Annotated in this window: 22 protein-coding genes; 18 read left to right on the top strand and 4 right to left on the bottom strand. The window is 56.3% G+C overall.

Annotated features, from left to right (window positions below):
• Positions 1-245: 245 nt before the first annotated feature.
• From HZB23_02995 to HZB23_02985, 3 genes are all read left to right on the top strand, one after another.
• Entirely contained in the window at positions 246-833 is a 588-nt protein-coding gene (locus tag HZB23_02995) for a TetR/AcrR family transcriptional regulator (GenBank protein MBI5843620.1), read from the top strand.
• A gap of 90 nt (positions 834-923) precedes the next feature.
• A complete protein-coding gene (locus HZB23_02990) occupies positions 924-2246 on the top strand; it encodes an FAD-dependent oxidoreductase (GenBank protein MBI5843619.1) in 1323 nt (440 codons plus the stop codon).
• Positions 2247-2388: 142 nt separating this feature from the next.
• Positions 2389-3309, top strand: a complete 921-nt coding sequence (locus HZB23_02985) for an amidohydrolase (GenBank protein ID MBI5843618.1) — start codon at positions 2389-2391, stop codon at positions 3307-3309.
• A 532-nt stretch (positions 3310-3841) separates the two neighbouring features.
• On the opposite strand, the gene HZB23_02980 is transcribed toward HZB23_02985, so the two are convergent.
• Together HZB23_02980 and HZB23_02975 are read right to left on the bottom strand one after the other, a co-directional pair.
• Entirely contained in the window at positions 3842-4681 is an 840-nt protein-coding gene (locus HZB23_02980; protein MBI5843617.1) for a cyclase family protein, read from the bottom strand.
• A complete protein-coding gene (locus HZB23_02975; protein MBI5843616.1) occupies positions 4663-5052 on the bottom strand; it encodes a hypothetical protein in 390 nt (129 codons plus the stop codon). The genes HZB23_02980 and HZB23_02975 overlap by 19 nt, the downstream gene beginning before the upstream one ends.
• Positions 5053-5255: 203 nt before the next feature.
• On the opposite strand from HZB23_02975, the gene HZB23_02970 reads away from it, so the two are divergent.
• The 4 genes from HZB23_02970 to HZB23_02955 all read left to right on the top strand — a co-directional run bounded on the left by HZB23_02970 (position 5256) and on the right by HZB23_02955 (position 8061).
• Positions 5256-5555 carry a hypothetical protein gene (locus tag HZB23_02970; protein MBI5843615.1) on the top strand — a complete coding sequence of 100 codons (300 nt, stop codon included), beginning with the start codon at positions 5256-5258 and terminating at the stop codon, positions 5553-5555.
• A 75-nt stretch (positions 5556-5630) separates the two neighbouring features.
• Complete coding sequence (locus HZB23_02965) at positions 5631-6512, top strand: methyltransferase domain-containing protein (GenBank protein MBI5843614.1); 882 nt, start codon at positions 5631-5633, stop codon at positions 6510-6512.
• Positions 6513-6551: 39 nt separating this feature from the next.
• A complete protein-coding gene (gene nhaA / locus HZB23_02960) occupies positions 6552-7721 on the top strand; it encodes a Na+/H+ antiporter NhaA (GenBank protein MBI5843613.1) in 1170 nt (389 codons plus the stop codon).
• Entirely contained in the window at positions 7702-8061 is a 360-nt protein-coding gene (locus tag HZB23_02955) for a cupin domain-containing protein (protein ID MBI5843612.1), read from the top strand. The genes nhaA and HZB23_02955 overlap by 20 nt, the downstream gene beginning before the upstream one ends.
• A 71-nt stretch (positions 8062-8132) precedes the next feature.
• Here HZB23_02955 and HZB23_02950 read toward each other — a convergent pair whose 3' ends face one another.
• Positions 8133-9020, bottom strand: a complete 888-nt coding sequence (locus tag HZB23_02950) for a hypothetical protein (protein MBI5843611.1) — start codon at positions 9018-9020, stop codon at positions 8133-8135.
• Positions 9021-9743: 723 nt separating this feature from the next.
• Here HZB23_02950 and HZB23_02945 point away from each other — a divergent pair.
• Both HZB23_02945 and HZB23_02940 read left to right on the top strand, forming a co-directional pair.
• A complete protein-coding gene (locus tag HZB23_02945) occupies positions 9744-10904 on the top strand; it encodes a 3-hydroxyacyl-CoA dehydrogenase family protein (GenBank protein MBI5843610.1) in 1161 nt (386 codons plus the stop codon).
• Positions 10905-11115: 211 nt separating this feature from the next.
• Complete coding sequence (locus tag HZB23_02940) at positions 11116-11886, top strand: enoyl-CoA hydratase/isomerase family protein (GenBank protein MBI5843609.1); 771 nt, start codon at positions 11116-11118, stop codon at positions 11884-11886.
• A 104-nt stretch (positions 11887-11990) separates the two neighbouring features.
• Here the strand turns inward: HZB23_02940 and HZB23_02935 are convergent, their stop codons facing one another.
• Entirely contained in the window at positions 11991-12617 is a 627-nt protein-coding gene (locus HZB23_02935; GenBank protein ID MBI5843608.1) for a HAMP domain-containing protein, read from the bottom strand.
• Between the two features lie 324 nt (positions 12618-12941).
• Between HZB23_02935 and HZB23_02930 the strand changes: the two genes are divergently transcribed.
• The 9 genes from HZB23_02930 to HZB23_02890 all read left to right on the top strand — a co-directional run bounded on the left by HZB23_02930 (position 12942) and on the right by HZB23_02890 (position 26431).
• Positions 12942-14543: a hypothetical protein gene (locus tag HZB23_02930; GenBank protein MBI5843607.1), complete on the top strand. Its 1602-nt coding sequence runs from the start codon at positions 12942-12944 to the stop codon at positions 14541-14543.
• 19 nt (positions 14544-14562) lie between these two features.
• A complete protein-coding gene (locus HZB23_02925; protein ID MBI5843606.1) occupies positions 14563-17277 on the top strand; it encodes an AAA family ATPase in 2715 nt (904 codons plus the stop codon).
• A gap of 94 nt (positions 17278-17371) precedes the next feature.
• Positions 17372-19126, top strand: coding sequence for an AAA family ATPase (locus tag HZB23_02920; protein ID MBI5843605.1), 1755 nt, complete (start codon positions 17372-17374; stop codon positions 19124-19126).
• A gap of 158 nt (positions 19127-19284) precedes the next feature.
• On the top strand, positions 19285-20439 hold the full coding sequence (locus HZB23_02915) for a hypothetical protein (protein MBI5843604.1): 1155 nt from the start codon (positions 19285-19287) through the stop codon (positions 20437-20439).
• A gap of 75 nt (positions 20440-20514) precedes the next feature.
• The gene (locus tag HZB23_02910) at positions 20515-21036 is read left to right on the top strand and encodes a hypothetical protein (protein MBI5843603.1); all 522 of its coding nucleotides are present in this window, start codon (positions 20515-20517) and stop codon (positions 21034-21036) included.
• 20 nt (positions 21037-21056) lie between these two features.
• Complete coding sequence (locus HZB23_02905; GenBank protein MBI5843602.1) at positions 21057-21419, top strand: hypothetical protein; 363 nt, start codon at positions 21057-21059, stop codon at positions 21417-21419.
• A gap of 67 nt (positions 21420-21486) precedes the next feature.
• Complete coding sequence (locus HZB23_02900) at positions 21487-23103, top strand: ATP-binding protein (GenBank protein ID MBI5843601.1); 1617 nt, start codon at positions 21487-21489, stop codon at positions 23101-23103.
• Positions 23103-24626 carry an AAA family ATPase gene (locus HZB23_02895; protein MBI5843600.1) on the top strand — a complete coding sequence of 508 codons (1524 nt, stop codon included), beginning with the start codon at positions 23103-23105 and terminating at the stop codon, positions 24624-24626. Before HZB23_02900 ends, HZB23_02895 begins: the two co-directional genes overlap by 1 nt.
• A 26-nt stretch (positions 24627-24652) precedes the next feature.
• Positions 24653-26431 (top strand): hypothetical protein, encoded by a 1779-nt coding sequence (locus tag HZB23_02890; protein MBI5843599.1) that lies wholly within the window; start codon positions 24653-24655, stop codon positions 26429-26431.
• The last annotated feature ends 11 nt before the right edge of the window (positions 26432-26442 follow it).

The raw sequence follows: 26442 nt of genomic DNA, 5'->3' as shown, positions 1-26442 counted from the left end.
ACTATGATTAACAATGAGACATTATAGCTAAAAATTCTGTCTATGTAAATATTATTTACGAATAAGCTCTTAATCGGTCAATCTCCTCATGGGTCCTGGCGTAAGGGATAGTATCTCGTCGAAATAATCGGGAGAGTGTGCCGGAAAGCGTCAAAAAAAACACTTGACAGCGATCCGGGGATATGAAATAGTTTGGTCAACCAAACAAACAATTGGAAAATAAATCACACCGCACAGGAAACCGTATGGGAAGAAAAAGCAACGCCCTTGCCAGACGAAACGAAATCGTCCAGGCCCTGTATGCCTGCCTTTCGGAAAAAGGGCATGAAAAAGTCACAACCAAGGAAATCGCCCTTCAGGCCGGAATGGCGCCCGGCGTAATCCATTACTATTTCAAGTCCAAGGATGAAATTGTCACCTGCCTGATGGATCATCTGGCCGAGAAATATCAGGCTCTTTTTGCGGAAAAAATACAGGAGCTTTCAGACAGCGACGATTTGTTTAAAGCCTTCTCAAATTTTTTATGCGACGAGTTCGTTTTTGATGAGGGGCTTAATCGAGTCTTCTTCAATCTGGTCCAGATGGGTTTTGAGAGCCAGGTTGTGGCAAAGCCTTTGAGCCTCTTAATGGAAAAATACCGCGCCCAGGGAAACCTGCACTTCCGGCAACTCTATTCCCCGATAAAAAACGCCGGGTATCTTGTGGTGGCTTTGATCGAGGGGCTCGCTCTTCAATGGATGATTGAGCCGGATAACAGCCGAAAAGAGGACATCAGAAATCTTGTCCAATTTACGATGGAGGGTATTTTAAGTGCGGCGCAAGCGACACAGTGACTAGACGTTGCCGGGTGGTTGTTCGCTGGCTCAGCGGGAAAACGCACCCAAGCATATTAAGCTTTTATACCGCATATAGGAGGGGAGACAATGAAAAGAGAAGATTTTCGCAATAAAAGCTACTGGCTGTCTTCCAGAGACTATAAACCCAATCCGGGCCTTTCAGGAGACGCCAAGGTGGATGTGGCCATTGTGGGGGGCGGTTTCACCGGGCTCTCAACAGCTCTGCATCTGAAGAAGGCGGACCCGTCCCTCAATGTGGCCATCCTGGAAAGCCAGGTGGTGGGATTCGGGGCCAGCGGCCGCAACGGCGGATTCAGCATGACCCTGTTCGGGTTTACCATGGCCATGACGGCTTTCCGTTTCGGCAGGGTCAAAGCCCGTGAAGGTCACCATTACATGGAAAGGGCCGTGGATCTTTTAAAAGACATGGTTGAAGGGTATGCCATTGACTGCGATTACGAACATTCGGGTTTTTTGCGCGTTGCCACCACCGAGGCCTATAAAAAACGCATTATGCACGAGGTGGAATTTGCGAAATCCCTTGGTCTTTCCGGCATTGAATGGATTGACCGGGACGCGGTGCAGGCGCAGGTGAAAAGCCCTTCCTACCTGGGAGCATGGTCCGAACCCCGGTGCGGCATTGTCAATCCGGCCAAACTTGCCTGGGGAGAAAAAGATGCTGTGGAAAACCTGGGTGTAAAAGTTTACGAGAATTCACCGGTAAACCACATCGAAAAGCACGGGTCTCAAGTTCTCCTGAAGACGGCAGGGGGCAGGATGCTGGCGGACAAGGTGGTGCTGGCCACCAACGCTTGGTCTCATCTTGTCCCTCAGATCCGTTGGAAGCAAACACCGCTTTGGACCTATATCGTACTTACCGAGCCTTTGAGCGACAAGCAGATGGAGTCCATTGGATGGCAAAACCGCCAGGGAATCGAAGATGCCAGGAACCTGATTCATTATTACCGCCTTACCGCTGACAACCGCATCCTCATGGGAGGCAGGGACTTCGGCCTGTCTTATGGGCCCAGTATGGATCACGACCTTAACGACGAGGTTTTTGACGGCCTGGAAGAAGATGTGCGTCAAATTTTCCCCCAGCTGAAAAACGTGGGCTTTACTCACCGCTGGGGCGGGCCGGTCTCCCTCACTATGGACATGGCCCCGGCCATTGGGTACGTTGGCGATAAGCGCATGGTATACAGCTTAGGGTGCATGGGGCATGGCGTGAGCCTCACTCACTTAAACGGCGTCACTGCAGCGGACCTGGTATTGGAGAAAAAGACGGATCTCACGGATGTATTTTTCGTGAATCGCCGCACACTTCCCTGGCCTCCTCAGCCCTTCTCCACAATTGCGGCCAAGGCGGTTATGGCCGGCTTGAAAATGCAGGACCGTTTTACGGATTAAGCAAAATTGATTTTTCGTGGCAATGAGGAATTGGTGGGGGATCCCCGACTTTATGACTCAAATTTTGGGAATGGGCGCGATCTCAAGTGTATTTTCGCTTGTTTGACCGCCCAAACCCAAAAGTTCAAAGAGAGGCTGTTACATGAAATCCCATCCCATCATTGACGCGCACACTCACATCGGAGATCTGTTAATCGAGGGCGGGGGCGAGCTCATCTGGAAAAAGGGAATAACCAAACCCATGATTTTTGATCCCATCACTCTCTGGGGATTGGTGGGTTATCGTAATTTCGGCCTGGGAAACCTGCTATACCGTCTTTCTCTCAGCCAGGCCATCATGGCCGAACAGGTTCGCAGCCGGACCGCAACCCTGGAAAATCTCCGAAAATCCATGGATCGATTGGGCATCACCCATAGCGCCTGCATGCCCATCCATCCTTATGTGGTCTTCGGCGATTTGGCGAAAGCCGCCAGCCAGGAGCCAGGCGTTATCCCGTTTACCACCGTTGATGTGGCGGCGGGCGGCGATTTTGAAGCACAGCTTACGGCGGACAAGGCGAGTGGTGCAAAGGGACTCAAGCTCCACGGCATAATCCAGAAGGTGGCCCTGGACGATCCGCGCACGCACAAGGCGGTGGAAGCCGCGGGCAGGGTGGGGCTTGCCGTGCTGTTTCACTGCGGCATTTCCAATTATTATAAAGGTGAAGAGAAAGATAAGAATATACCGGAATACGGCGCTGTGGACTACGCCGTGCGCCTGGTGCGGGAACATCCGGACGTGCGTTTTGTGGTGGGTCATGCCGGCATGTACGAAGTGGAGGAAGTCATGGAAAAACTGTATGCCTTTGCAAATGTCTCCGTGGACACCTCGCTCCAGTCAGCGGCCAATATAAGGAAACTGATTAAGGTGTTTGGGCCTGACCGGGTGCTTTTTGCTTCGGACTGGCCCTTTGGCGATGCCTGGGCCGCCCTGGCCTGTGCGCGTAAAGCCTGCAAAGGAGACAAGCCTCTGCTCCGGAAAGTTTTATACGAAAACGCGGCAAGGGTTTACGGCATTACATAATAGTGATCGCCGAAACCGGAGAATGACGATCCCTTCAACAGAGTGTTGGTACCACATGTTTTGGTGCTATGACTTATTGAAAATCATCGATATCTGCCACCTACAGAGACTTCAGGTTTCGATAGCCCTACCGAAAGCAAAAGGATTTCAGCATTTGGATCATGGGCAGTTGGTCTCGGTTTCACAGGTTATCACATTACACTGCTCATCACAGATCACCAATCAGGGCAACGGGAAAAAGCGAACTCGCATAGCGCATATAAAACCGATAGCTCACAGCATATTGTAAAAATCTTTGACATTTTGCATAGTTCGGACATGGGAAATAGACGGAATTTTGACCAAACAGATATCGCAAGAAGGTTATAGGCCACTCCTTCCCTTGAGGCAATACAAGCATATGAAATAAGTATCGTACAAGAGCTTGGCCATACTTGGATATCTGGGCATTATTCACACGAACTCATCATCGGTAAACTTAACAGGCTTTCTCCTAATTGGGAGATGAGGCAGCCGAGAGAATGGAACACCTTCATGGCAGTATTGCGAAAACCCTCGCGGGAAAGCCTGAACCATCCTTGGGTTTCGGGAAAGACACCACCACGAGGGCTCCGGCTTCAGGGACCTGATCCAGGCCGGTTAACAACTCTATCTGATAATGGTCCTGTCCCAGGATATATGCTTCAAGGGAGTAGTCGTCTCTGGAAGTTGCTATCCCGGGGTCCGTATCCGTGGTTTCGTGTCCCGATGCCATAATATGCCGAGTTTCATATAGAAACGTAAGGGTTTCCCTGCTCCATCCAGGATAATGGGCCGTTCCGGCGGCGTCCCGATTTGCCATTGCCGCTGGGTCAGGCCATCTCTTGGACCAGTCCGTACGCATGGACACGAACGCTCCTGCCGGAATGGGGCCGTGCCTCTTTTCCCAGTCCAGGATGTCTTCCATAGTAAGAGTGTAATCCGGATTATTTTCAACCAGGGAATGCGCGTCCAGCACCACCAGCGGCATTATCATCTCCTTGAGAGCTATCTGGTCGACTGTCCGGCCACCCTTGATAAAATGGGCCGGAGGATCAACATGGGTGCCCCATTGGCCCACGTGGCAATAATACTGGGCCAAAAAGCCGCTTCCCATTTTGCCCTCCAAAGGCTCATAGCCGTAAAGTGTTGTTATCTCTTCATCCGGGAAGCCCTTCCATTTTGGGATGCCGGGCGCAAACTCGTGGGTTAGGTCCACGAATTTCTTTTCCTTGATAACCTGCCACGCCTGCTCCAGCGTCATTTTGCCATTGCTGTCGGCTTGCGCCTGTGGAGCGCAAAACAAAAAGACCGTCAGCAATAACAGCCACGAGTTCATCCTAAAATGCCGCATGTCACCCCCTTGCTCCAAGCGTATTCTCGTTTTCCGTTCAACAATATCCGAGATGATTCGGCAGGCTTTTTGAAAAAGAACTTCCACACACCCTTTTCAGTATGTTTCAAAAATACTCCTGCAATGCTTCCTGTGCCTTGGGACTCAATTTGCGGGTGTCGTTGAAGTTCATGTGCGGGACCATAGCACATCCCGCTAAAAATAGAAATATTTAATGCTCCAAGTAATAATTGCCTGCCTTCGCACCGATGTTGCGCCTGAGCCCAATGAGTGATAAATAATGCAAAAAAGCGCGAGGAATGATCAGAATTTTTATTAATTGGGCAGGTTGGACTGCTTAAACGGTGGAGAAGAAATGAAATTTTTTCCATATGAATCCTGGATTGTGGAAAGCCCCTTAGATGTACAGACTCTTGTTAAAGAAATAAGCCGGAGAGTGGAGCCAAGAAAATTGTTCGGCCTTGGAAGAAGGGAAGTTGCACCATTAGCAGGCCAGATAGATGAAACGGGTTTCACGATAAATAGAATCATTCATTATCGAAATTAATTCCTACCGATAATTTACGGATGCTTCATGCCAAAAGATAAAGGAACTGTCATCCGCATCCATATGACGTTGCACCCTATTACGTATATTTTACTCGTCCCGATTGTGGGACTGTTGAGCATTTTTTCACTTGCCCTAATTGCCAGCGGGTTCGATGACGCTACGTGGGGTATGCTCGGAGTCTTGGGTGGTATGTTTTGCTTTTTACTGGCGATGATGTACGGCGGCTTTTTTATAGAGGCCGGAAAATCCAAAAAACTGTTAGCCGAGCTTCTATCGGAAGTGGATAAAGAATTTGAGACGAAGAAGCCTCAATCTGATGGCTGAAATGGGGTAAAAGAGGAAATCATCAACCAATGACATGCGTTTTGCGGGGAGGGGTTCATGAAGCAAGGCGGGGGGATGGGGAAGATTGGAGAGGCTGCCGGGTTTTTTGCGAGCCACGCAATGCCGGGAAAGGCGCATCAGAAGGTGGTGGCCTATTACCGGCTGTTCGAGAGCCTCTTTGAAACCATGAGCGAGGACTCCGGGATTTTAAGCATCGGCTACGCGGAAAACCCCAGGAAGGCTGATCTGGCCGAGGCCCAGCGCGATCTTGTGCGGTTCACGGCAAAAAGCCTCCCAAAAACAGGCCGCTGGCTGGATGTGGGCTGCGGCATAGGCGGCCCGGCCTGCCTTTTGGCAACAGAAAACCCCGATGTAACAATAACCGGCATCAACATCACCCCGGCCCACGTGGAAAAAGCCAATGCGCGAAAGACCGGCCAGGGCTTGTCCAAGAGGGTGGGTTTCCGGCACGGAGACGCCTGCAAAATCCCCCTGCCGGATAAAAATTTCGACGGACTCTACGCCATAGAAACCGCCTTCCACTACCCGGATAAGGCCGCCTTCGCCATGGAGGCGCACCGGGTGCTGAAACCCGGCGGGGCCTTTTCGGTTGCAGACATAGTGCTGGATGGAGGGCGAATTTCGCCTGTGCGGACATTTTCGCGCCTCCTGGCGCGTCCCATGATGGCGGCCCCGGAGATGTATTCCCCTGAAGACTGGCGCAAAAGCCTGGAAAGGGCCGGTTTTGAGGATATTGAAATCACGGATATTTCCAGGGAAACCTTCGGGATGCTCTCGCACTGGCGCAAAAGGATCGGCGCGCACCGGAAAACGCTCATAAAGGACTATCCGGGCTTCATGCTGACGTTCATAGACATCTTTTTCCGCTTTGTTGAAATGACCCTTGGCGTAAACCCGTACCTTTACATTCTCGTAACCGCCAAAAAGCCCGTGTGAAGTATGAAAGGAACATACGAGTCGGCCATGACCACCAATATGTCCGATCAGTGCCGGGATTTTCAGGAATCAGAGAGTTCCGGCGGATTGATACTCATTTTCTGCACCATTTTTTCACTGGTTGCCGCCAACTCCCTTTTCGGAGACGCCTACACCGGCTTCTGGCAGGCAAAGGCCGGATTCGTGGCCGGAGGAAAGGTTCTTTCATACAGCATAGTTCACTGGATAAACGACGGGCTGATGGCGGTCTTTTTCCTCATGATCGGCCTTGAGATCGAAAGGGAGCTTTACGTCGGCGAGCTTTCTGACCCCAAAAACGCGGTTCTGCCCATTTTCGCCGCCGTGGGCGGCATGGCCCTGCCCGCGTTTTTTCATTATCTTTTCAACAGGGGGCTTGAAACCCAGGCCGGGATCGGCATTCCCATGGCCACGGACATCGCCTTCGCCCTTGGGGCGCTGTCCCTTCTGGGCCGCAGGGCTCCTGTCTCGCTCAAGATATTTCTCACCGCCCTGGCCATAATAGACGATCTGGGCGCAATAATCATAATCGCGATTTTTTATACCGGCGATTTTTCCCTGGCATACTTTCTCATGGCCATCGGGATTTTCGCCGGGCTCCTGCTTCTTAACCGCATGGGCGTTCACCGGCTGGCCTTCTATCTGATTCCCGGTGTGGCCATGTGTTTTTTCATGCACGAAAGCGGGGTTCACGCAACCATTTCGGGCGTTTTGCTGGCCTTTGTCATTCCTTTCGCTCGCGGAGTCGGCAATTCGCCTTCAAACCGGCTCCAGCGCGCCCTCCACGGCCCGGTGGCCTACGTCATACTGCCGCTTTTCGCCCTGGCCAACACCGGAATAGCCCTTTCCGGTGATTGGGCGGGCGGCCTTGCAAGCGCCAACAGCATGGGAATATTGGCGGGCCTTTTCGCGGGCAAGCCGGCGGGAATTTTCCTGCTCAGCTTTCTGGCCGTTAAATCGGGCCTTGCAAGGCTTCCCGGCGATTTGTCGTGGAAGCATGTCCTAGGGGCCGGTTTTCTGGGCGGAATAGGTTTTACGATGTCGATTTTCATCACCCTTCTGGCTTTCGAGGACCCGGAACTTGTCCAAATATCGAAAATCAGCGTGTTGCTTGGTTCACTGCTGGCGGGCCTGGCAGGGTTAGCAATTCTGAGAATTTTCGGGAGGGAAAATGATTGTCAAGGGGGTTGAAAATGTTCCGGTCGGAGTTTACGACGGGTTTACAACATGGCTTTTGATCGGTGAAAAAAACGCCCGGGCCAAGGAAGTGTCAATTCAGCTCACCCATGTTGACCCCGGCGGCGCGCAGTTCATCCACTCGCACCCGCAGGAGCAGTGCTACTACATCATTTCGGGCTGCGGGCTCATGACCGTTGGGGATGAAGAAGAGGAGGCCGCGGCTGGCCGGGCGGTGCTCATTCCCGGAGGCGCGCCCCACGGAATAAGAAACAACGGCACGGAAACCCTTGTTTATCTTACCGCCAACATGATTTTCGGCGTGGAAAAGGAATCCATGATCTGGCCCAAATGAGATGTAACACGGAATAAAACGGGCGACCTGGAAATTCCGGGTCGCCCGTAAAATTTCTCAGCCCTCTGTTTTCAGCACCCCGGTTTGCCGACCGGGCAGATGATGCCCGCCTTGGGCGCTTTTACGGGCGGGGGCTCGCCGTTCAACCTCTGCCAGATGTCCCGGAAAAAGCCGCCTTCCCCGAACATTCCCGCGTCAGTGGGCGTCGCGGGCCTCATGGTGGGGATTATCCCCCGGCCAAGGTCGTCCAAGGACAGATCCAGGTCCATGAGAAGCGGCATGTCGTGCTTCATGCGTATGCTGCATGCAAGGTCCGCCGAAACCGGGGCCAGTATCTGCTTGTCGAGCGGCATCACCCCCTCCACCACGAAATTGACCGGCGCTTCCAGGGTCTGCTTTATGTGGACCGGCATGGGCTCCTTCATGCGAAGGGAAAGGTCGGACTCCACCTCGAAGCTCTCCCGCAGGGGAAACTCCATGTCTATGGGAATGGAGGCCTTTATGGGCAGACGGTGCTTGACCCCGGCTATCATCACCTCGATCTTGGTGTCGAGCGGTATGTTGGTCTTGACCCGGACGTTGCCCTTTATGGCAAGGGGCTTATCGAGGGTAACGGTGAAGGAATCCTTGAAAGGCACGGAAAAGGTCTCGTCGATGGGCACCTTGAGCACGGTGGATATGGGCACCCGCAAGGGGATTTCGGTCTTGAGCCCAATTGCAAAATCGTTTTCGAACTTGGCCATCACGGGAAAGGTGTCGTCGATGGAGACCATCATCTGCTTGTTGAGCTTGATATTGAGGCCCAAAAGCTCTGAAACCTGGGGGGCGAATTTCTGGGCGTAGTTGACCAGTATGAGCCCTGCCACCAGGAAGGCCAGCACCGAGACCAGGAAAAAGAATCCCAGGAGCCTAAGTTCCAGGCGATTCAGCGACATGTGGTTGGAAGCGGTGTTTTCCATGGCCCGGTCTCCTTATATTATAGCGTGCGTCGTTGGCCGAGTGCTGCGGCCTTGTCCTAACCCAGGGTCAGGGCGGTCTTTTTGGGAAAGCCCACCTTGATGGAGGTGGAGAGAGGATGCCTCACCGGGATGCGCCTGCCGGGATTTTGTTGACGGATTCCGTTCATGGGAACCTCCTTTGGGTTGTGAGCATGTTTAAAAACAAATTTGCGATTAAATGTAGCTTTTAATGTTTTTATAAGTGTCCGTACAACTGTACTTACAAATAATCCAAACTAGAACCGGATGTCAAGAAAAATTTTTCAAAATTTTTTTCATTAAAAAAATCAGGATGCTATATTAAAAAAACGTCCACTTCCCCCCAAGGTTTCCAAGCAATCGTTCGCCAAATCCGCCATGGCAAAAACCAATGCTCACTTTTTATTGAAAATAAATTAAGCAAAAAATTATGTCAATAAGAAAATAGCAAAAAATTTTGTAATTTAATATTTAAATAAAATATGACAATTTTTTGTGCTTGATTTGGATGCAGAAATTCGCGGGCCAGTGGGCTTATGCCAGGCGTCATGGCCGCCATCCGGCAATCGGTCTGAAAATCTTGGCTCAGACGACATGGAGGCTTGACAGGGCTTTTTCGGAGTGCTATTCGGTCGAATAAAAAACTGACATGTCAGTCTATCGGTCAGCGGTCCGGCAATTACATCAACCAGAAGGGTAGGCGTCATGAACATTTCGGACATAAAAAAAATCGCGATAATCGGATCAGGGGCAATGGGCCACGGCATAGCCCAGGTGTGCGCAACGGCGGGCTACACCGTCGCCATGCAGGACATCAAGCAGGAGTTCGTGGACAGGGGCATGAAGGGCATCAAAGACAGCATCCTGTTCCTGGTGGGAAAGGGCAAGATGGCCCAGGACGCCGCAGACAACATACTGAACAACCTGATAATTCCCACCACCGATTTGAAGACCGCAGTGGCCGATGCCCAGGTTGTGATAGAGGCCGTGCCGGAGATAATGGACCTCAAAAAGAAGGTCTTCGCCGACGTCGCGGCTCTCGCCCCCAAGGATGCGGTATTGGCCACCAACACAAGCACCATGAGCATCTCGGAGATCGCAACCTCCGTGGACAACCCCGGGCGCTTTCTGGGAATGCACTTTTTCAACCCCGTGAACCGCATGAAGCTGGTGGAGATCATCTGCGGTGAAAAGAGCGCCGACGAAAGCGCCGACCTTCTGATCGAGGTGACCAAAAAAATCGGCAAGATTCCGGTCAAGGTTCTTAAGGACTCTCCCGGATTCATCGTGAACCGCATAAGCGCCCCCAACCAGGCCCTTTTAAGCGCCATCCTGGACGAGGGCAAAATCCCGCCCCAGGAGCTGGACGCCGCCATGCAGAAGACCGGAATGCCCATGGGGCCGTTTGAACTGGCCGATTTCGTGGGCCTGGACGTTTTCTCCCACACCCTCGATTACTACGCCAAGACTCTTTCCAGGGAGTTCGAGCCCGGAAAGACCTTAAAGGCGAAGATCGCAAGCGGCCAGCTTGGCATGAAAACCGGCCAGGGGCTCTACAAGTGGGAGAACGGCAAGGCGGTCATCGACAATTCCAGGGAAACCACCGACATCACGCCCCTTGACATGCTTGCCATTCAGATGAACGAGGCCGTGCGGGTTTTCAAGGAGGGCATCGCCGCCTCCACCGCCGACATCGACCTGGGGGTGGTCCACGGCATGAAGGCCTTCGCCGGGCCTTTCGCCATCTGCGCCAACGTTGACCCGGCCATGCTGGCGGCGAGCCTGGAAAAGCTCCACGCCCGCTACGGACTGAACATCTTCAAGCCGGAGCCGGAGATTGTTGACGGCTCCTATAAAAAACTATAGTAATGGTTCGGTATAGCAATCGAAGTTTGCATACATCGAACACTGATAGCCCGTTGAAAAACTCAAGCGCTACAGGCTGATGAAAAAAGATGAGCCGCAAGGCGTGCGAAAAGCCAATAAGGGAGCGTACTCTTCTGTACGTGACCGAAATTGGATTTGAAGCACAACAAAGCGGATCGCGTTTTTCGACAGCCTGTAAAGGAGAAGGGACATGTCCGACGCTGTACTGTACGAAGTGAAAGGCAAGGCGGCCATCGCCACCATCAACAAGCCCAAGGCCAACCAGCTTTCCCTGGAGGTTTTCAACGGATTAAACGACGCCTTGAACAACGCGGCCAGGGACAAGAGCCTCCGGTCCCTTATCATAACCGGAAGCGGCGACAAGATTTTCTGTGCGGGCGCGGACCTCACGGGCGGATTCGGCCCGTACTCACCCATCGATTTTTTGAAAATGGCCCAGGACGTTTTCAACAAGATCGAGTTCATGCCCATTCCCGTGATCGCGGCCATGAACGGCCACGCCTTCGGCGGCGGCCTGGAAATGGCCATGGCCTGCCATCTGCGGATATTGAAGGTGAACTCCCGCATAGGGCTTACGGAAACCAACCTGGGGATCATGCCCGGCTACGGCGGCACCCTTCGCCTGCCCCGCCTGATCGGGCGCGCCAAGGCCATCGAGTGCATCCTGACCGGCGCTCAGATTCCTTCGGAGGAGGCTCTTTCGATGGGGCTTGTGAATCACCTGGCCGAAGAGGGCCAGACGCTCGCCAAGGCCCTGGAAATGGCCGAGGTCCTTTCGGGGCGTCCGCCCCTTGCGGTGAAGGCGATTTTGCGGGTGATGGCCCAGGCCGCCTCGATTTCACCCGATCTTCACCTTCAGCACGAGCGGGAGGAACTGGCGAAGCTCTTCGAGACCAAGGACACCATGGAAGGCATGATGGCCTTTGCCCAGAAGCGTCCGGCGGTGTTTATCGGCGAGTAGAAGCCTGTCTAAAAACGCGAACTTAAGTGTCAGGCTTCGCATCAAGCCTTTTTCAACAGGCTGTTACAGGCGGCCCCGGCGTTCGATTGCCGAGGCCGCCTTTTTTATGGGGTCTTCCCGGATACGGAATAGAAGCGGAACCCTTCCAGGAAGCGGGCCAGATTTTCGGACTGGCCGGTCCATTCCCTCACAGGGGCCATGAGGGCCTCCTTTTCCACTCCCATTATGCCGTCGTACGCCTCCTTTCGGGCGGCCTCAGCCAGGGCGTCGCCGGTCTCCTTCAGATTTTGCGCAAAAAGCAGAAGCTCCTGGACATTGGACGTAAGATCGTTCAACACCCCGGCCAGCTCGGAAAGCTCGTTTTTTGCCTCGGCTTCCACGGTGCATGAGAGGTCCCCGTCCGAAATGGCCCTGGCCGTACTTATGATCTGGGACAGCGGGCCGCTTATCCTTTTCACGAAAAGGGTGAGCACCACCACCACCACCACCAGTATAACCGCCACCATCAAAAGGGCCTTGTTGCGAAGTCGCGTAAGCGGGGCAAGAACCTCCGGGGCCGCGATTTTCCCCTCGCAGTACCGCCCGATGTTTTTCGTGAGGGCGGCCTTAAGGGGCGCTCCCTCGATGTCCGCCGCAAACTCCATCCCCAGAAGAACGCAGGCCAGGCCCACCAGAAGAAAATAGACGATCATTGTGCGCGCAAGGCTTATGCGGTTTCCGTTGCCCGTCATGGCGTGTCTCCGAAAAAGGCTGTGACCGGCCCGGTTCCCCGGGCGATTTCCCGTCTTCTGCACGGTTTTCCCTCCACAGCTTTTCCGTCCGGCAGGGGCCAAAGTCAATAGCCATTTAATACCTGCTTTCCTCTGTGTATGCCTGCTGTTATGTATCCCGGTTTATCATCAAGTTATGATCATGTATTGACAGATATAAAAATATTGTTCCGGGTAGTAAAATTTTATTGCATTATGATAAACATTGAATATAAAAATCTTAAAAAGTTTCACCATCCCACAAGGGCCTTTTGCATTCCTACGTTGATGATGGCGGGGACATTTATGCCCGTTGACAAAGAATTTGTGAGGCTATACCGGGCGACCGTGGAGGGCGTATGCAGGGCCAGGGCCTTTCCCGTCGAATTTCACGACCTTAAATCATGCGCATGGACGCGCATAGTGGAAAGGCAGAAAAGCATCTTTAGGGCCAAGCCCGAAAACCGCCGGGCCTACGTCAGGATGGTGGCGGCAAGTGCGGTCATCGACTGGCTCAAGAAAAAATCGCCTCCGGCCTTTTACGCGCTAACCCCCGAAGACCTTGAACGGGCTCTCCCGCATTTCGCAGGCATTGGCCTGTCGCCGGAAGTCCTCGAAAAATCGGGTCTTTTGAACCAACAGTTTTTTGAAAGAAAGGACTTCGTGAATGCGGCCAGGGCCATTATCGGATATGGCGACAAAACCGCGCTTTTTTGCGGGATGCTTGCCCGCCTTGCCCTGAAACGCGCCGATGTCCGGGCCTACGTCGAAAACGCCGATGAGCCGGATGAGGGCGATGACGAAGGCTTCATGAACACCAGCGGTGACCGGGAAGATCCCTGGGAGCCTGAAACCGGGGACGGCTCAATGCCGGTAAGGCCGCTCGGCCCGTCCGAAGGAATTTCTCCGGAAGACGGCGACGCGGCTCTTTGCCTTGTTTCGGCCTTTAAGGGCTTCCCGCCGGGCCTGCCCATTGCGGCGGTTTCCGAGCTCAAGTTTCAGAAGGAAAACGGGCCGGGGTCCTTTGCCCTTGCCGTCACGGACCGGGGCCGGTCGGTCTGCCTGACATTTAAAGGCGACCGCAAGGCAGACGTGGAGGCCCGTGGCTACAGCGCCGCAGTTTCCCGGCAGGGTTCCGGCAGGTTCACCGTGGACCTGGCCCAGGAACTCGAACTTCTCATCAGGTCCGGGGCGGGGGAGTCCACCCTCACCCTTTCCGCCACCGACGTGGCAGAGATAAGCGACGCTCCGGCCCTCCTGGCCATCTACGCTGACGCCGCGTCCGGTCGATCTGCCCGCGAACTTCAAAAGCGCCGCAAGGACGTCCTAAGCGGCCTTCAGGGCGAAAGGCGGAGCCTGTTCGCGGCGGCCCTGGACGCCCTGACCCTCGAAGCCGCGCCCCTCACCCTTCACCTGGGCGGCCCCAGGCCCTCCGAAAACCGGCGAAGGCAGTGGAGGGAAATCCTTGGGAGCCTCGCCCTTACCGGGCATCTGGACGACTTGGCGGCCCGGCCCTGCCTCGCGCCTTTTAAAGAGGACCTGTCCTTGGTTTTCGGGCTCGTAACCGACGGCCTTGTGAACGAGGCCGAAAGAAGGGTTTCGGGCGTCATCGCCAGCCTTGGGGATGCCATTCTTCCGGGGGAGCCGGATCAGCAGGCTTTGGGATATCTATACGCGCTGGACGGCTGGCTTCTTGTCTGCCAACAGGAGCATGAGCGGGCGCTTTTAGTCTTTAACAGGGTTTTGGGATTTCATGGCGCCTGCCCCGGCGCAGACCTCGCACCCTGGGCCAGAAGCGCCCACTATTTTGCCGACATGGGCGGGCGGGTGGCAACAAGGTTTATACGGGAGCCTGAAACGCCTTTCAGGGAGGCGGTTTTTTCATCCCTGGTGGAGTGCCTGGCCTGAACGAAGCAAGGGGGGAGCCATGCCCAGAATCGTCCAGGCGGCACTCTTGGAAAACAAGGCGTGGCTTGCGCTGGATTTCGATATCGGAGGCGCGCCCCAGCGCTCGGTTGTCCCATACTGCGCGGTTACGGCAAAGCTTGCCGGGCTTTTCGACAAATGCCAGCTTAAGGAGCACGACCCAAAAGAACTCGATAAGCTGAGCGCTCTCATCCTGGAAAGCGGCAGGGAATTTTTCCGGCTCGCCCTGAAGGAAAAAAGCTCCATCTGGTTCAGCTTCGAAAACGGAGCCCATGTCCTTCCCCTGGAAACCCTCACCATAGACGGCGAATCCATTTCAAAAAAATTCAGCGTGGCCCGCTGCCTGCCCATGCATCCGCCGGAGTTGCGGCTTTCGGACCCGCCGGAGTGGAAGCCTCCCATCAGGGTGCTTCTGGTTCTTGGGGCTGCGGACGAGGACGGGGGCTCGGTCTTTCGGCAGGAACTGGAGGAACTCAGGGCCTTTTTCGGAACGCTGGGGAAAAATCGCGTCAGGGTCGAAGTTTTGGACCAGGGCGAGTCTGACACCCTGCGCGTAAGGCTCGCGGGGGCCATGAACGGGGCGCACCTGGTGCATTTCATCGGCCACGGGGATTCGTCCGGCGTCAAGAAACGGGAAGCCCCCTGGGGCTGGGCTTTCAGCTTCAGGGCAAGGCTCTCGGCAAAAGGCCGGTGCGTTCAGGATAAGGAAATCCACCTCAACGTAGGGCACCTGAGGGAGACGCGGGAGATCGAAACCGCGCCGCATCTGGTTTTTTCCAACAGCTGCTGCGGTGCGGACTACCGGCACGATCCCAGCCCCAACAGGGGGCTTGCCGCCGACTTTCTGGCGGCGGGGGTGAGGCATTTTGTGGGCTGCCCACAGAAGCTGCCCGCAAACCGGTCCCACACGGATTTCGCCCTGGCCTTCTACGAGCGGCTTCTGGTTCATGGGGACTCAATCGGCGAGGCCGTGCGCCGGGCCAGGGTGAAGGTCTCAAAGCTTCATCCCCTAGAACCCGCCTGGCATCTCTACCAGCTTTTCGGGCATCCCGATCGCCGCTATCATCTGAACTTTTCGGACAGAAGTGCCTCCCCGGACGGTTTGCCGGACGATGCGCCCGACGGGGTTGCGCCGTTCGATTCTTCGGGCATCCGTCAATTCGGATGCGAATTCGCGGAAAAGTGGGAAAACAACGCCTCCGTACTGGAAGTGGTCACCTTCGACGACGACGAGGCCCTTTGCTGGCTGAGGGATTTCTGCGGAAAAAGGAAGATCCGCCTTTTGGAATTCACGCCCTCGGACGGCTTTCGGGAGACCCGGTTTCAGGAAGGCGGGGTCACCCACGAAACCATCCTGGAAGCCAAGGACTTCGGCGGGCTTCTCAAGGCTATCGGCCAGAAGGCGGAAAACGCCGACGAACTGATGGCCGTTTTCGTGGTGGACCGGCTTTCCAAAGCCGAAACCCGGATGCTTTCCGATTTCTCCCGCCGCTTCCGGGCCGTCCGTAACAGGCCATCGAACGGTGGCGGGGCCGCAAACCCGAAGAGGGTGGCGGCCATCATTCTCGCCCGCGACGTATTGGTTCCCCCCGGCCTTGCAAGGCAGCTCGACGTTCTTTCCTTTCCGGCCCCCGGCCTGGGGGACATCGAGCGCCTCGCCCTGACCGGGTTTCAGGACCTTGCCCGAAGCCTTGGCCCCGACTTCATCAGGGATTTCTCCTTCTGCCTTCAGGGCATGACCAAGGCCCAGTCCAGGCTCGTGCTCTCCATGTGCCGTCAGGTCCTGGCCGAATGGGCCGGGGACGCCGACCGGCTGAAGGAAAAGCTGTTCCGGCTGGCCTCGGAACGCAAGCGCCGGAGCCTCGGAAGGTTTCTGCCCCTTGCCTTCACCGACTGGCGGATGCTGCCCGATCACGAGTTCATCTCGAAGGATTGCGAAGAACATGCAAAATTTGTTGACTGGGTGGAAAACCGCGTGAAGCTGGTTCCCGATCTTCCCGAAAGAACAAGGGACGCCCTGAAGTTCCCCCGTGGGATGCTGGTCTCAGGGCCGCCCGGATGCGGGAAGACCGAGGCCGTCCTCCACCTTGCCCGCCAGTGGCGGCTTCCGCTCTATCGCCTGGACTTGAACGCGGTCTACCCGTCCCTGGCGCGCCCCGAAGACCAGGTTCCCGAAGACGGGGCCTATCTGGCAAGGTTTCTGCGGGCCCTGCGGACGGTGGAGAACTCCGCCCCCAATGTACTTTTATTGGAAAACGTGGACAGGCATTTTTCGGTATCGTCGGCAAACCCCGACGACTCCGGGCCGTCGGCTACGTCAATCAGGCTTTTGGGCTATTTTCTCACATGGCTCCAGGAAAAGAGGGATTCGGTTTTCGTGGCTTTAACCGCCGCCAACGGAAAAATGGTGGCTCCTGAGATCAGCCGCAAGGGCCGCCTTGACAGGGTTTTCGATTTTGATAGGCCCCTTTCGCCCGAATTTAGGGGCGCTCTTTTGAAGGAATTCTTCAGGCGGAAGGGCATTTTGCTTTCGGCGGATCACCGGTTCAGCGGACGCGTTCTCGATTTCACCCGGAATCATTTTCCGGCGGACCTTTACGGCATGGTGGAGGAAGCCCTTGTGGACCTCTTCTGTAAAGGGGCCGGAACTCCCGATCCGGGCATGGTGGTCGAATGGATTGAGGGATTCGTGAAGAAAACTTCCTGTCCTTCTTAAGCTGGAGCGGGAGGGTTTCAGGGGGAACGTAAACGGTTTCGGTTTTACGGGAAAAAATTCCCGTTGAAGGGCTTGCGCACAAAGGGGGCATCTCATGGACGCACGGCAGGAACTCAAACTTCTCATAGAGGCAAGGACTCCCATCATTTACATCCGCTCCTACGAGGAGGACCGGGTGAAGGAATTCCTTGATAAACTCGTGTGCGAACTCAATTTAAAGCACGGGACCGGAAAACACCTTGCCGAATGGACCATGTCGGAGAAGCTCAAGCTGCCCGTCCCTCACCAGTCGAGCCCGGCTCTCATAACCAAGGCCCTGGTGAACGACAGGGTCTACGTTCCGGGCGGCCTGCAATACCTGGCCAACTGCCCGGTCAATTACGACGTGATGGTGGTGGCTTACGACCTTCACCTCATGTACGCCGCAAGCGACGCGCCCCTCGTCACAAGGTACCTGAAGGACTTTGCCCGGAAATGCCGCACGGAATCCTCGGACCCGTCCCGCCGGGAATACAAGACCCTGGTCATGGTATCCCCCACCTACGAAATACCAAGGGAACTGGAAAAGGACATCGAGATGGTGGATTTTCCGGTTCCGGATTTCGACGAGCTGGCCGTTTCGCTCAAGTCCATCGCGGGCTCCTTCCGCTCTCCCGGAGCGGAAGCCGGAAGCCTTCCAGGGGTCCTTTCCGAAAGCGGGGAGATAAGGGACACCATCTGCCGGGCCGGGCGGGGGCTTACCGGAAACGAGTTCTCCTTAACCGTGAGGCGCATGTTCTGCGCCAATAGGATTGTCCACAGGGACCTGGCCGATTTCATGCTGAGGGAAAAACAGCAGATCATCCAGAAAAGCGAAATCCTGGAGTTTTTTCCGGCCCAGGTGACCCTCGCCGACGTGGGCGGGCTCGATGCATTCAAATCGTGGCTTGCCCAGCGCCAGAAGCTCATCGAGGCGAGGCCCTGGGAAATGGACCCGGAAACGGGCCGGCCCAGGACCGGAATCCCCCTTCCCAAGGGCGTCCTTCTGGTGGGAGCGAGCGGAGGCGGAAAAAGCCTCATGGCCAAGGCCACCGCCGGAACCTGGAAACTGCCACTCCTGCGCCTGGACATGGGCAAGGTCTTTTCTCAGTACCTTGGCGAAACCGAGCGCCGCATCCGCCAGGCGCTTTCCCTGGCCGAAAGCATGGCCCCGTGCATCCTGTGGCTGGACGAGATCGAAAAAGGCATGGCCGGGGCACGGAACCAGGCCGACAGCGGGGCTTCCGCCCGCACCTTCGGCACCTTCCTCACCTGGATGCAGGAAAAGCAGTCAATGGTCTTCTTGATGGCCACGGCCAACAGCATCCGGTTTTTTGCCGACAACTTCCCGGAATTTCTGCGAAAGGGGCGTTTCGACAACATTTTTTTCGTGGACGTGCCGGGCGGGCGGGAGCGAAGGGACATCCTGGCCATCCATCTTTCGCGCCACATCCGGCAAATAAGGCGAAACGGCGCGTCCATCGATCCCGATGAGCTGGAAAGCCTTCTGAACGCCGAGCTGGCCGAGGCCGAACACCGCGCCGAAACCAGGTCGTCGCCGCCCGAAAACCTGATCGGATTGAGCGAGCGCTTCACCGGTGCTGAAATTGAGCACGTGATAAATTCGGCGGCGGAAGAAGCCTATGCAAGGGCGAACAGCGAGGATGAGTTCAATTTCAACTATGAGGACATAGCCGAACGGTTCAAGGGAATGACGCCCATGTACGCAGTGAACCAGGGAGGCGGCCCGGAGAGCGCCTCCTCGGCGGAAAGGCTGGAGGAGCTGAAGGCCCTTGTGTTGCAGGGTTTCGGAGGACGCCCGGCCAACTGAACGGGATGTTGAATGCAGGAAAACTTCGGGAGGCGAAGGCAGTGGGCGGCGCAAGGTCAAGAATATTTTCCTTCGCGACATTTTTGGGAAGGCCGGGAAAGGGCCGGGCGGGCAGGGCGGCAGGCCCCGGAAAAAGCCGCGCCTCGCACGGGGCTAGGTTGAGAGCACCCTCCGACGCCGTCATTGCCGAGGCCATTTCCCGAATGCTGGAAAGCGCTGAAAGCCCCTTCGAGCCCCTGGATTCGGGTTCTTCCGACCCGCTGCCCTTATGGGGCACGGGGAAATGGGAAACACCCCAGAATGCGGAGATTTCCTGGCTTCGCTTTCCGGGGGTCAGGGAGGGCTTGAGAAGGCTCGTGTCAGTTTATCTATTAAGTGAACTGCCCTGGCTTCGCCTTATGGATGGCGGGCTGGATGAAAAGATCCCTTACGAGTACGGGCCCGCCGCCTTTTTCGCCACCCTTGTCTTATATGACGCCCTCCTGCTTTCAAGGGCGGAGTTCCACCTCGCATCGGCAAAGGGAGCCAGCAAAAAAGCCGTTTTCGACATGGCGAGGGTGAACGTGAAAAATCACCTGGAGGGCCTTGTGGAGCTTAAGACGCGGCTGCGCTCCGGCGATCTGGTGGTGCTCGCCATCCTGTTCGATCAGGCCAGGGCCGCAAAAGAGGCCTTTGACGCGTTTTTTTTCGGCCCCGTGGAAGCGCCGCTCTCCGCCCTTGGCGAAAAGGCGCTCAACGAACTTATCGCCCTTTACGGAAAAGGCGGAAAAAGGCCGGAAGAGGCCATTATCGACGAGGCTTCCGAAAGGCTTGGCCGGATAGGCGAGGAGCTTTTCAAGCTGGAGAAATTTTACCGGAATCCTCCCGATGACGCCCTTGCCGAACTCTGCTGCCTGGTCTTCGAGAACGAGGCCCTGTCATCGCTGGCCGCCAGCCGGATATTGGAAGGGGGCCGGGGCTGGCTCCCGGCAGGGCGGGTCTTCGCAACGGCGCAGAAAATGCTGGACGAGGCCATGACCAGGGCCGCCCTGCCCCAAAAAGACGCCGGTTCCGCCGCCAGGGCCCTGGAAATTCTCCGGTTTTTCGCCTTTTTCGGCGCGGGGTATTTCAGGCGGTGCATGGAAAGCGAATCCTGGCCGGAAACCTCCGGGCTAAAGGGTTGCGTTTCCGAGGAAATTCTTTTGCGGCATTCCATGCTGCTCCGAAAGGAACTTTCCTGGTGCGCAGGTTACGAACTGGGCGGCCTGGATGTTCTGCATGACCGGACGGCCAGACTTTTTAAGGAATCCCGCAGGTATTCCGGGCGGCTTTGAGCCCCCACGGAGCATGGAGCAGCCCGCCGGGTCGGCCTTCCTTTCGGCCCCGCGCAACATAATGAAGGAGGTTTTATGCCGAAGGACAATTCAGGGAATCATGCGCGAATAGCTTATACGGTTCAATACGGCATGGACGGGCTTTTTACGGGGCGGACATGGAAACTTACGGCCCTTTTCGGGAAACTGGGCGCATTTGGCCTTTCGGCTGTCTTCAAAAACGGCGCGGGATACCTACCGGAAAATTTCAGGAAATTTCTCGACGGCTGGACCGGCCAGGGCCCCGAATTCGGGAAAACCATAAGCCTTCCCGCGCCTTCGGCCTCTTCCATCGAGGCCCGGCTCGATTTCGCCCGAAACGAGCTTTCCATTAAGGCCGGCCCGCAAAACATGCCGGAAGGGGATTTCATGGTTCTTAAAAAATTCGCCCTGGCGGAAATCAAACGGCTTCATGCAATGGCCACGGCCCACGAGCTTTCCAGGAAGGAGTTCGAGGGCCGCGCCCGTTGGACGAAGGCGGTGGCTTATTTTGACTCCAACGGCGACTGGGTGGAGGAATACGAGATGGAAGCCGCGCAAAACTGGGGCAATCCCTGAAAGACGAAGGACCGCCGATCATGCCCAAAAAACTGAAATACGCCATAAGAGAGAGCCTCGACACCGGGAAACGGTCCATGGATGTTTTTGCGGACGACGGTTTTTCAGGCGACGAGCTCGAACCGGACAAGTCCGTTTTTGCGGAGACCATAATCCTGTGGGCTCTCAATTTTCCCGATGAAAACTTCGACAGGCCCGATCTTGTGATCGATCTTCCCGTAAGGCTTACCCAGGCCCAGATGAAATGGGAGCTTCAGCGACTTTCCCAAAGGGCAGTGTTCGACCCCGTGAAATGCCGCAACCTGAAAATTTTTGAGGAACCAGCGGTGGAAGCCGACGAATGGGACCTTAGGGTAAGAAGCCTGGAGTCCGTTTACGAGTGAGAGGCGATCCCATAATGAAACAGAATTTAATCAAGCGGCTGAATTTCCCGCCCGCAAGGAGGTCGTGATGCCTGATTCCTTCAGTTTGGATAAAGTGTTGTGCGACGAGTTCGAACCGGCCACCTATCTGAATCACGTCTGCGAAACCCAGTACAGGGATATAGCGCGGGCCTTGAAAGCGGGCGTAAACGTGCTGGTCACCGCCGACGCCGAAACGGTGCGCCCTTCGGTGGAAAAGATAGTCGGTTTGCTGGGGCTGGACCGGGCCGATTTCGATAACGGGCGCATTGTGGAGCTTCCGAGGCCCACCATGATGAACCGGGGCGGCGAGCAGAGCCTCAAGAACACCGTCCACCAGGAGCTTTTGAGGCTTTACGGCGAAGACAGGACAAGCGGCGGCGACGCCCCCATTGTGGTGTGGCATTCCCTGGAGATACTGCTTTCCATGATGAACGGCCAGCTCAACCCGGCCCTCTACCACGAGCCAGCCTACATAATAAACGATATCTTGAATCGCACCGTGTGGCTCGCCTTTCAGGACCCCTTCGGCCCGCCCCTGCCGCGCTCCCTTGCCGGGGTCTTTCCCATGAAAATAAGGCTTCCGGGGGTTTCCGTGGAGAACCTTCCAAGGCTTCTGCGAAGGGACGAGGCCCGGAGCCTCTGCCAGCCCGGCGCGAAGGCCATTTCCAAAGAGGACGCAAGCCAGGTCGTGGACTGCGTGAAGGAGGTCAATCCCCTGTATTTCAGGCGGCTTGTCAAATACGCGATGGTGGGGGGAGGCAACCGGGAGGACATCCTTTCAAGACTTAGGGAGGCGGCCCAGCGCACGTCCCACATGACGGCGGCCCCCGGGATGGTCGATTTCCTGGGCTATGAAAACATCGTGGGCGAAAACGGCGATCTTCATCAGCTTGTCATCAAGCCCTATAAGAAGTGGTTTGGCGCCTCCGATCCCGACGAAAAAAAGAAAATCAGGAATCACATCTTCAAGACCATAATCCTCTACGGCGAGCCCGGAACGGGCAAGACCCTCCTGGCCAAGTGGCTGGCCTCCAAAATGGGCCTTCGCTTTCGGGTGGTCTATCCCAGCGACGTAAAAGCCTCCCTTCTGGGCGCTTCCGAGGCCAACGTGCGCCGGATTTTTGCCGAGGCCCGCCTGAACGCCCCATCCATGCTGATTTTCGATGAAATGGACGCTTTGTTCAAAACCAGGGCATCCGGAGGCGGGGCGGCCAGCGTGGAAACCGGCATAGCCAGCACCTTGTTGTCCGAAATGGCCGGTTTTTCGGAAGACACAATGGTCTTCGTGGTGGGCGCAACCAACCGCCGGGAGGACCTGGACACGGCCTTTCTGCGGCCGGGGCGCGGGGGGCTCCAGATTCCGGTGGGGCATCCCGATGCCGAATCCATCGCGGCGATCCTGCGCCATTACATAGAAGACACCGGCATAGAAGGCCTGTTGAAAGACGGGGCAGACGCCTTCGTATCCCTGGTCTCGGAGCTTGAAATCTATGAGGACGACGTGAAAAGGGAAAAAAGGATATTCGTGGCGGGCGATCACCTGTACGGCCTGTGCCGGAGAATCTTTTTGAGGTGGACCCCCGTTGACCTCGCAGCCGTTGTAACCGATCTTACCGAGCTTGTGCGGCAGTCACAAACACTTGAAAGGGAAGGACGGTACTGATGGATGCCGATTCCTTTTCAAAGGCCCTGGAGGATGCCGTCTGCGGCCTTGCGTGCAGGCAGAGGGATGACGGAAATTTCAGGGAGGCCTTGAACGGCCGTGCAAAAATTTTGCGGCACGGCGACTGCTGCGTGGAGGAATGGAAGAACATCCACCGGGAGCGCCTGGTCTCGAAGGAAGTGAAGGCCCTTGCCGGTCTGATCAAGCTTGACGTTCAGAAAAACAGGAAAGTCAAAAGCCCCGAAGACTGGGACCTGGAACCCTTATTGGACGAAGAGGTCAGGCATCCGGCCAAATTCAATTCCGGCACCTGGTCCACGGCCCTTTACCTGCTTCATCCCTGCCAGGTGTACAAGCTCTACGCCCGCTCCCTCACCCGCGTCAACGACCTTAAGGAGAGCCTGAAGCAGGCCATGCGCTACCTGGAGGAGCAGATCGACATGCTGGTCTGCGGGGCGGTGGCCCAGGAGCCGGTGCTGTTTCTGGGGCCTCCGGGGTCGGGCAAGACCCGCACCGCTGTGGAGTTTTTCTCAAGACTGGGTCTTACCGAGGAAAGCGGCAGGGACGGGGGCGGCAACGGCTTTTTCCAGTACCTTCTTACCAAGTTCACCACCCCGGAGGAAATCTGCGGTTCCTTCAACATACCCGCAATGTACGAGGGGCGAATGGTGCGCGGCCAGAGCGGCTCAATCACTGCTCCTGGGGTGAGGGCAGCCTTCATAGATGAGGTGTTCAAGGCCAACAGCCCCATCCTGCACAGCCTTTTGACGCTCCTTTCGGACAGGCGCTTCCACTCCGAGGGAAGGCTCGCCGCCTCGGACCTTGCGGTCATAATTCTGGCCGCCAACGACCCGCCTTATAATGATGTCGATTCGGCGGCCATCTACGACCGGATGGGCGTAAGGCTCCATTTCCCTGAAATCTCCGTCGAGCCCGACCCTGGGCCTTCCTCAAGTCCCGGTTCGGAACCAACGACCTACGGGAAGGACAACTCGCGCTTTCTGCACGTGGTGGAGAGGGCCTGGCGAAGGGAGGGTTTTCAGATCGAGACCAGCCACGGCAACCTGTCGTTCGATAAGGACGACGAGGAAAACGCCAAATTTTACTCCGACCTGTACAGCCTGGAAAAGAAGAAGGAGCGCTGGAGCCTCGTTTCGTCGGAAAGCCACGCGTCCATTAACGACATCCTGCTGCTCTCAAGAGCCATGTGCCTTGCGCCCTACGATTCGCTGCCAAGGGGCGGGGCCTTGCATCCATTTCAGAAGTTCGCGCCCACGGATGGTTTCATGGCGCTCTTCGAGGAAATGGTTAGGGAGCTTTATCATCATCCATACTGCCGGCTGTCGGGCCGCAAGCTGAAAATCCTGTACAAGCTGGCCCGATGCCACGCCGTTTTCAGGAACAAGGGGCTTGCCGGGCCGACCGAAGCCGATTGCGCGGTTTTCAAGCACGTTTGGGAAAGCCCGGAGGTGAGGGAGGATTTCGTGAGGGGCCTTTCCCAATACCTTCCCCGGAGCGAATGAGGATGCCCGAAAACGAGCAGCCAAAAATGCCTGAACCGGGCCCGCGCTTTGAAAGGGCGTCGGGATACGTGGATTTCTGCCGGGAGCATTTTTGCGAGACGAGTGTGCTGCCCTGGGCGATATTTGACGATGCCTGGAAAACCGCCTGGGCGGAACATTTCCGCTACGTGAAAATGGGCCTGGCCACGCCGTTTTTTTTCGCCCACGATGTTTTGAGGATTTTAGCCGATCCCGCCCTGCCCCTCAAGTTGAACGGACGCAGGTCCTACGGGGCCATGATGAAGTCGGTGGCGCGGCTGGTGGCCGGGTGGGAGGCTTTCGGCGGATTCGCCGTGAACGGGCAGTCGGAACGGGGAAGGTTTCTGGCCTTTCGCCCTTTATTTCACGAGCTTTTCCTTGCCCTGGAATTGAACGGGTTAAGCGCGTTGTTCGTGTCCGACATCGACAAGGCTCTGAAATGGAATTTTGAAAAAGAGGACCCGGAAAAATGGAGAAAGGCCGACGGGCGGGGTTTTGCGGGCGGGTCCTTTTTCGGGGGGTTTTTCGAAAATAACCGTGTTTCCGAGATTATGGAGGAAGCGCCCGAAATTTTCGAAAGGTGCCTTGGCCTTTGCCGTTACGAGATGCGCCTTTCCGGGGAGGGCAGCCGGAGGCTGGCCGGGCCGGGGGCGGAGCCCGACGGGCTTTCGGAGGAGGATTTCAAGGCTCAGGGCGAAAAAAGGCCCGGTTTCCGCAGGGCCATGTGGGGCGTTGCCTGCGACTTAAGTCTTATGGACGACTACAGGAAAGAGGCGGCCCGGCCACCCAAGGAAGCCACTCTTTCAGCGCCGGGCAGGTTCACCAGGCCGGTTGTGGGCGAATGGGAGAAAAGCGGCTTCGAGCACCGGGTGATAGGGCAGGGGGCTCCGCCGGGGCATCCCCTGGCCCTTGGCGCTCCCAAGCCTGTGGTCATGAGGCTGATGGCGGAGAACAAGGTTCCGGCCTACCTGGATGTCTGGCAGGACCGGGAATCGCTTTCAACCGGCGTGGTCTTTGCCATAGACCTTCCTTCGGCCAGGACCGATAACGGCGCTGGCCGCCCCGAATGGGGCCTTACCGGGGCGCTGAAGCTGGCGGCCTTCCTGGTGGCGCACGATCTTCTTGCCCTGCCCGGCTTAAGCGATAAAGCCGCCTTTGACGTGGCCTTCATGTTTCACGACCAAAACTGGGGCGACGCCGGGGGCATTACTCCCAAGGGGCTGGCTCCGTCAGTGCGAACCACCGTTTTGGCGGGCTCGGATTTCAGCCCAGGGCGCAGCCGGGGCAATCTGGAGCGGCCCCTCCTGTTTTCGGCTTCCGACGTCTTTCCCGTCCTCTTCAATCATGCCCCGGGCTGGTCATGGAAAAAGGAAACCGACCCCGCCCCGAAAGAAGCGGCTGGCGGGGCCTTATCCGGGAAGGTCGAGCCGGGCGAGCCGGTGTCCCAAATGCTGGCCCAATGGAAGAACCTCATGGCGGACAGGCGGGACTGGGGCCGGAAGCTCAGTTTTTTCATGGGCGGCCCGGGTTTTTCCGAGGCCCTGGGCAGAAGCCTCAGGCAGGGGGGCAGCCCCATGTTTCAGTTCATTTCCGGCAGGTCGGACGCCATGGTGGTGGAGGCAAGGCCCGGAGAAGGCGGGAACAGGCCGTTTCTGGTTTTCGGAAACCTCGACGGGGCCTCCTCCTCAAAGGGCAGGGCAGGGCGGGAGGAACGCTCATGTCCCCATCCTTTTCAGGGCTTTCGTTCATGGGCACTAAGAAGGATTCTATCGTCCAAGAGCCTTTAGGCGGAAAAATT

Source organism: Deltaproteobacteria bacterium (genome assembly GCA_016235345.1).
Classification (GTDB): domain Bacteria; phylum Desulfobacterota; class Desulfobacteria; order Desulfobacterales; family Desulfatibacillaceae; genus JACRLG01.
This window is presented reverse-complemented; position numbering and strand designations above follow the sequence as displayed.

Coding starts and splice junctions, on each gene's coding strand:
- HZB23_02995 (MBI5843620.1), top strand. CDS start 246: ATGGGAAGAAAAAGCAACGCCCTTGCCAGACGAAACGAAATCGTCCAG.
- HZB23_02990 (MBI5843619.1), top strand. CDS start 924: ATGAAAAGAGAAGATTTTCGCAATAAAAGCTACTGGCTGTCTTCCAGA.
- HZB23_02985 (MBI5843618.1), top strand. CDS start 2,389: ATGAAATCCCATCCCATCATTGACGCGCACACTCACATCGGAGATCTG.
- HZB23_02980 (MBI5843617.1), bottom strand. CDS start 4,681: ATGCGGCATTTTAGGATGAACTCGTGGCTGTTATTGCTGACGGTCTTT.
- HZB23_02975 (MBI5843616.1), bottom strand. CDS start 5,052: ATGGAAAAAATTTCATTTCTTCTCCACCGTTTAAGCAGTCCAACCTGC.
- HZB23_02970 (MBI5843615.1), top strand. CDS start 5,256: ATGCCAAAAGATAAAGGAACTGTCATCCGCATCCATATGACGTTGCAC.
- HZB23_02965 (MBI5843614.1), top strand. CDS start 5,631: ATGGGGAAGATTGGAGAGGCTGCCGGGTTTTTTGCGAGCCACGCAATG.
- nhaA (MBI5843613.1), top strand. CDS start 6,552: ATGTCCGATCAGTGCCGGGATTTTCAGGAATCAGAGAGTTCCGGCGGA.
- HZB23_02955 (MBI5843612.1), top strand. CDS start 7,702: ATGATTGTCAAGGGGGTTGAAAATGTTCCGGTCGGAGTTTACGACGGG.
- HZB23_02950 (MBI5843611.1), bottom strand. CDS start 9,020: ATGGAAAACACCGCTTCCAACCACATGTCGCTGAATCGCCTGGAACTT.
- HZB23_02945 (MBI5843610.1), top strand. CDS start 9,744: ATGAACATTTCGGACATAAAAAAAATCGCGATAATCGGATCAGGGGCA.
- HZB23_02940 (MBI5843609.1), top strand. CDS start 11,116: ATGTCCGACGCTGTACTGTACGAAGTGAAAGGCAAGGCGGCCATCGCC.
- HZB23_02935 (MBI5843608.1), bottom strand. CDS start 12,617: ATGACGGGCAACGGAAACCGCATAAGCCTTGCGCGCACAATGATCGTC.
- HZB23_02930 (MBI5843607.1), top strand. CDS start 12,942: ATGCCCGTTGACAAAGAATTTGTGAGGCTATACCGGGCGACCGTGGAG.
- HZB23_02925 (MBI5843606.1), top strand. CDS start 14,563: ATGCCCAGAATCGTCCAGGCGGCACTCTTGGAAAACAAGGCGTGGCTT.
- HZB23_02920 (MBI5843605.1), top strand. CDS start 17,372: ATGGACGCACGGCAGGAACTCAAACTTCTCATAGAGGCAAGGACTCCC.
- HZB23_02910 (MBI5843603.1), top strand. CDS start 20,515: ATGCCGAAGGACAATTCAGGGAATCATGCGCGAATAGCTTATACGGTT.
- HZB23_02905 (MBI5843602.1), top strand. CDS start 21,057: ATGCCCAAAAAACTGAAATACGCCATAAGAGAGAGCCTCGACACCGGG.
- HZB23_02900 (MBI5843601.1), top strand. CDS start 21,487: ATGCCTGATTCCTTCAGTTTGGATAAAGTGTTGTGCGACGAGTTCGAA.
- HZB23_02895 (MBI5843600.1), top strand. CDS start 23,103: ATGGATGCCGATTCCTTTTCAAAGGCCCTGGAGGATGCCGTCTGCGGC.
- HZB23_02890 (MBI5843599.1), top strand. CDS start 24,653: ATGCCTGAACCGGGCCCGCGCTTTGAAAGGGCGTCGGGATACGTGGAT.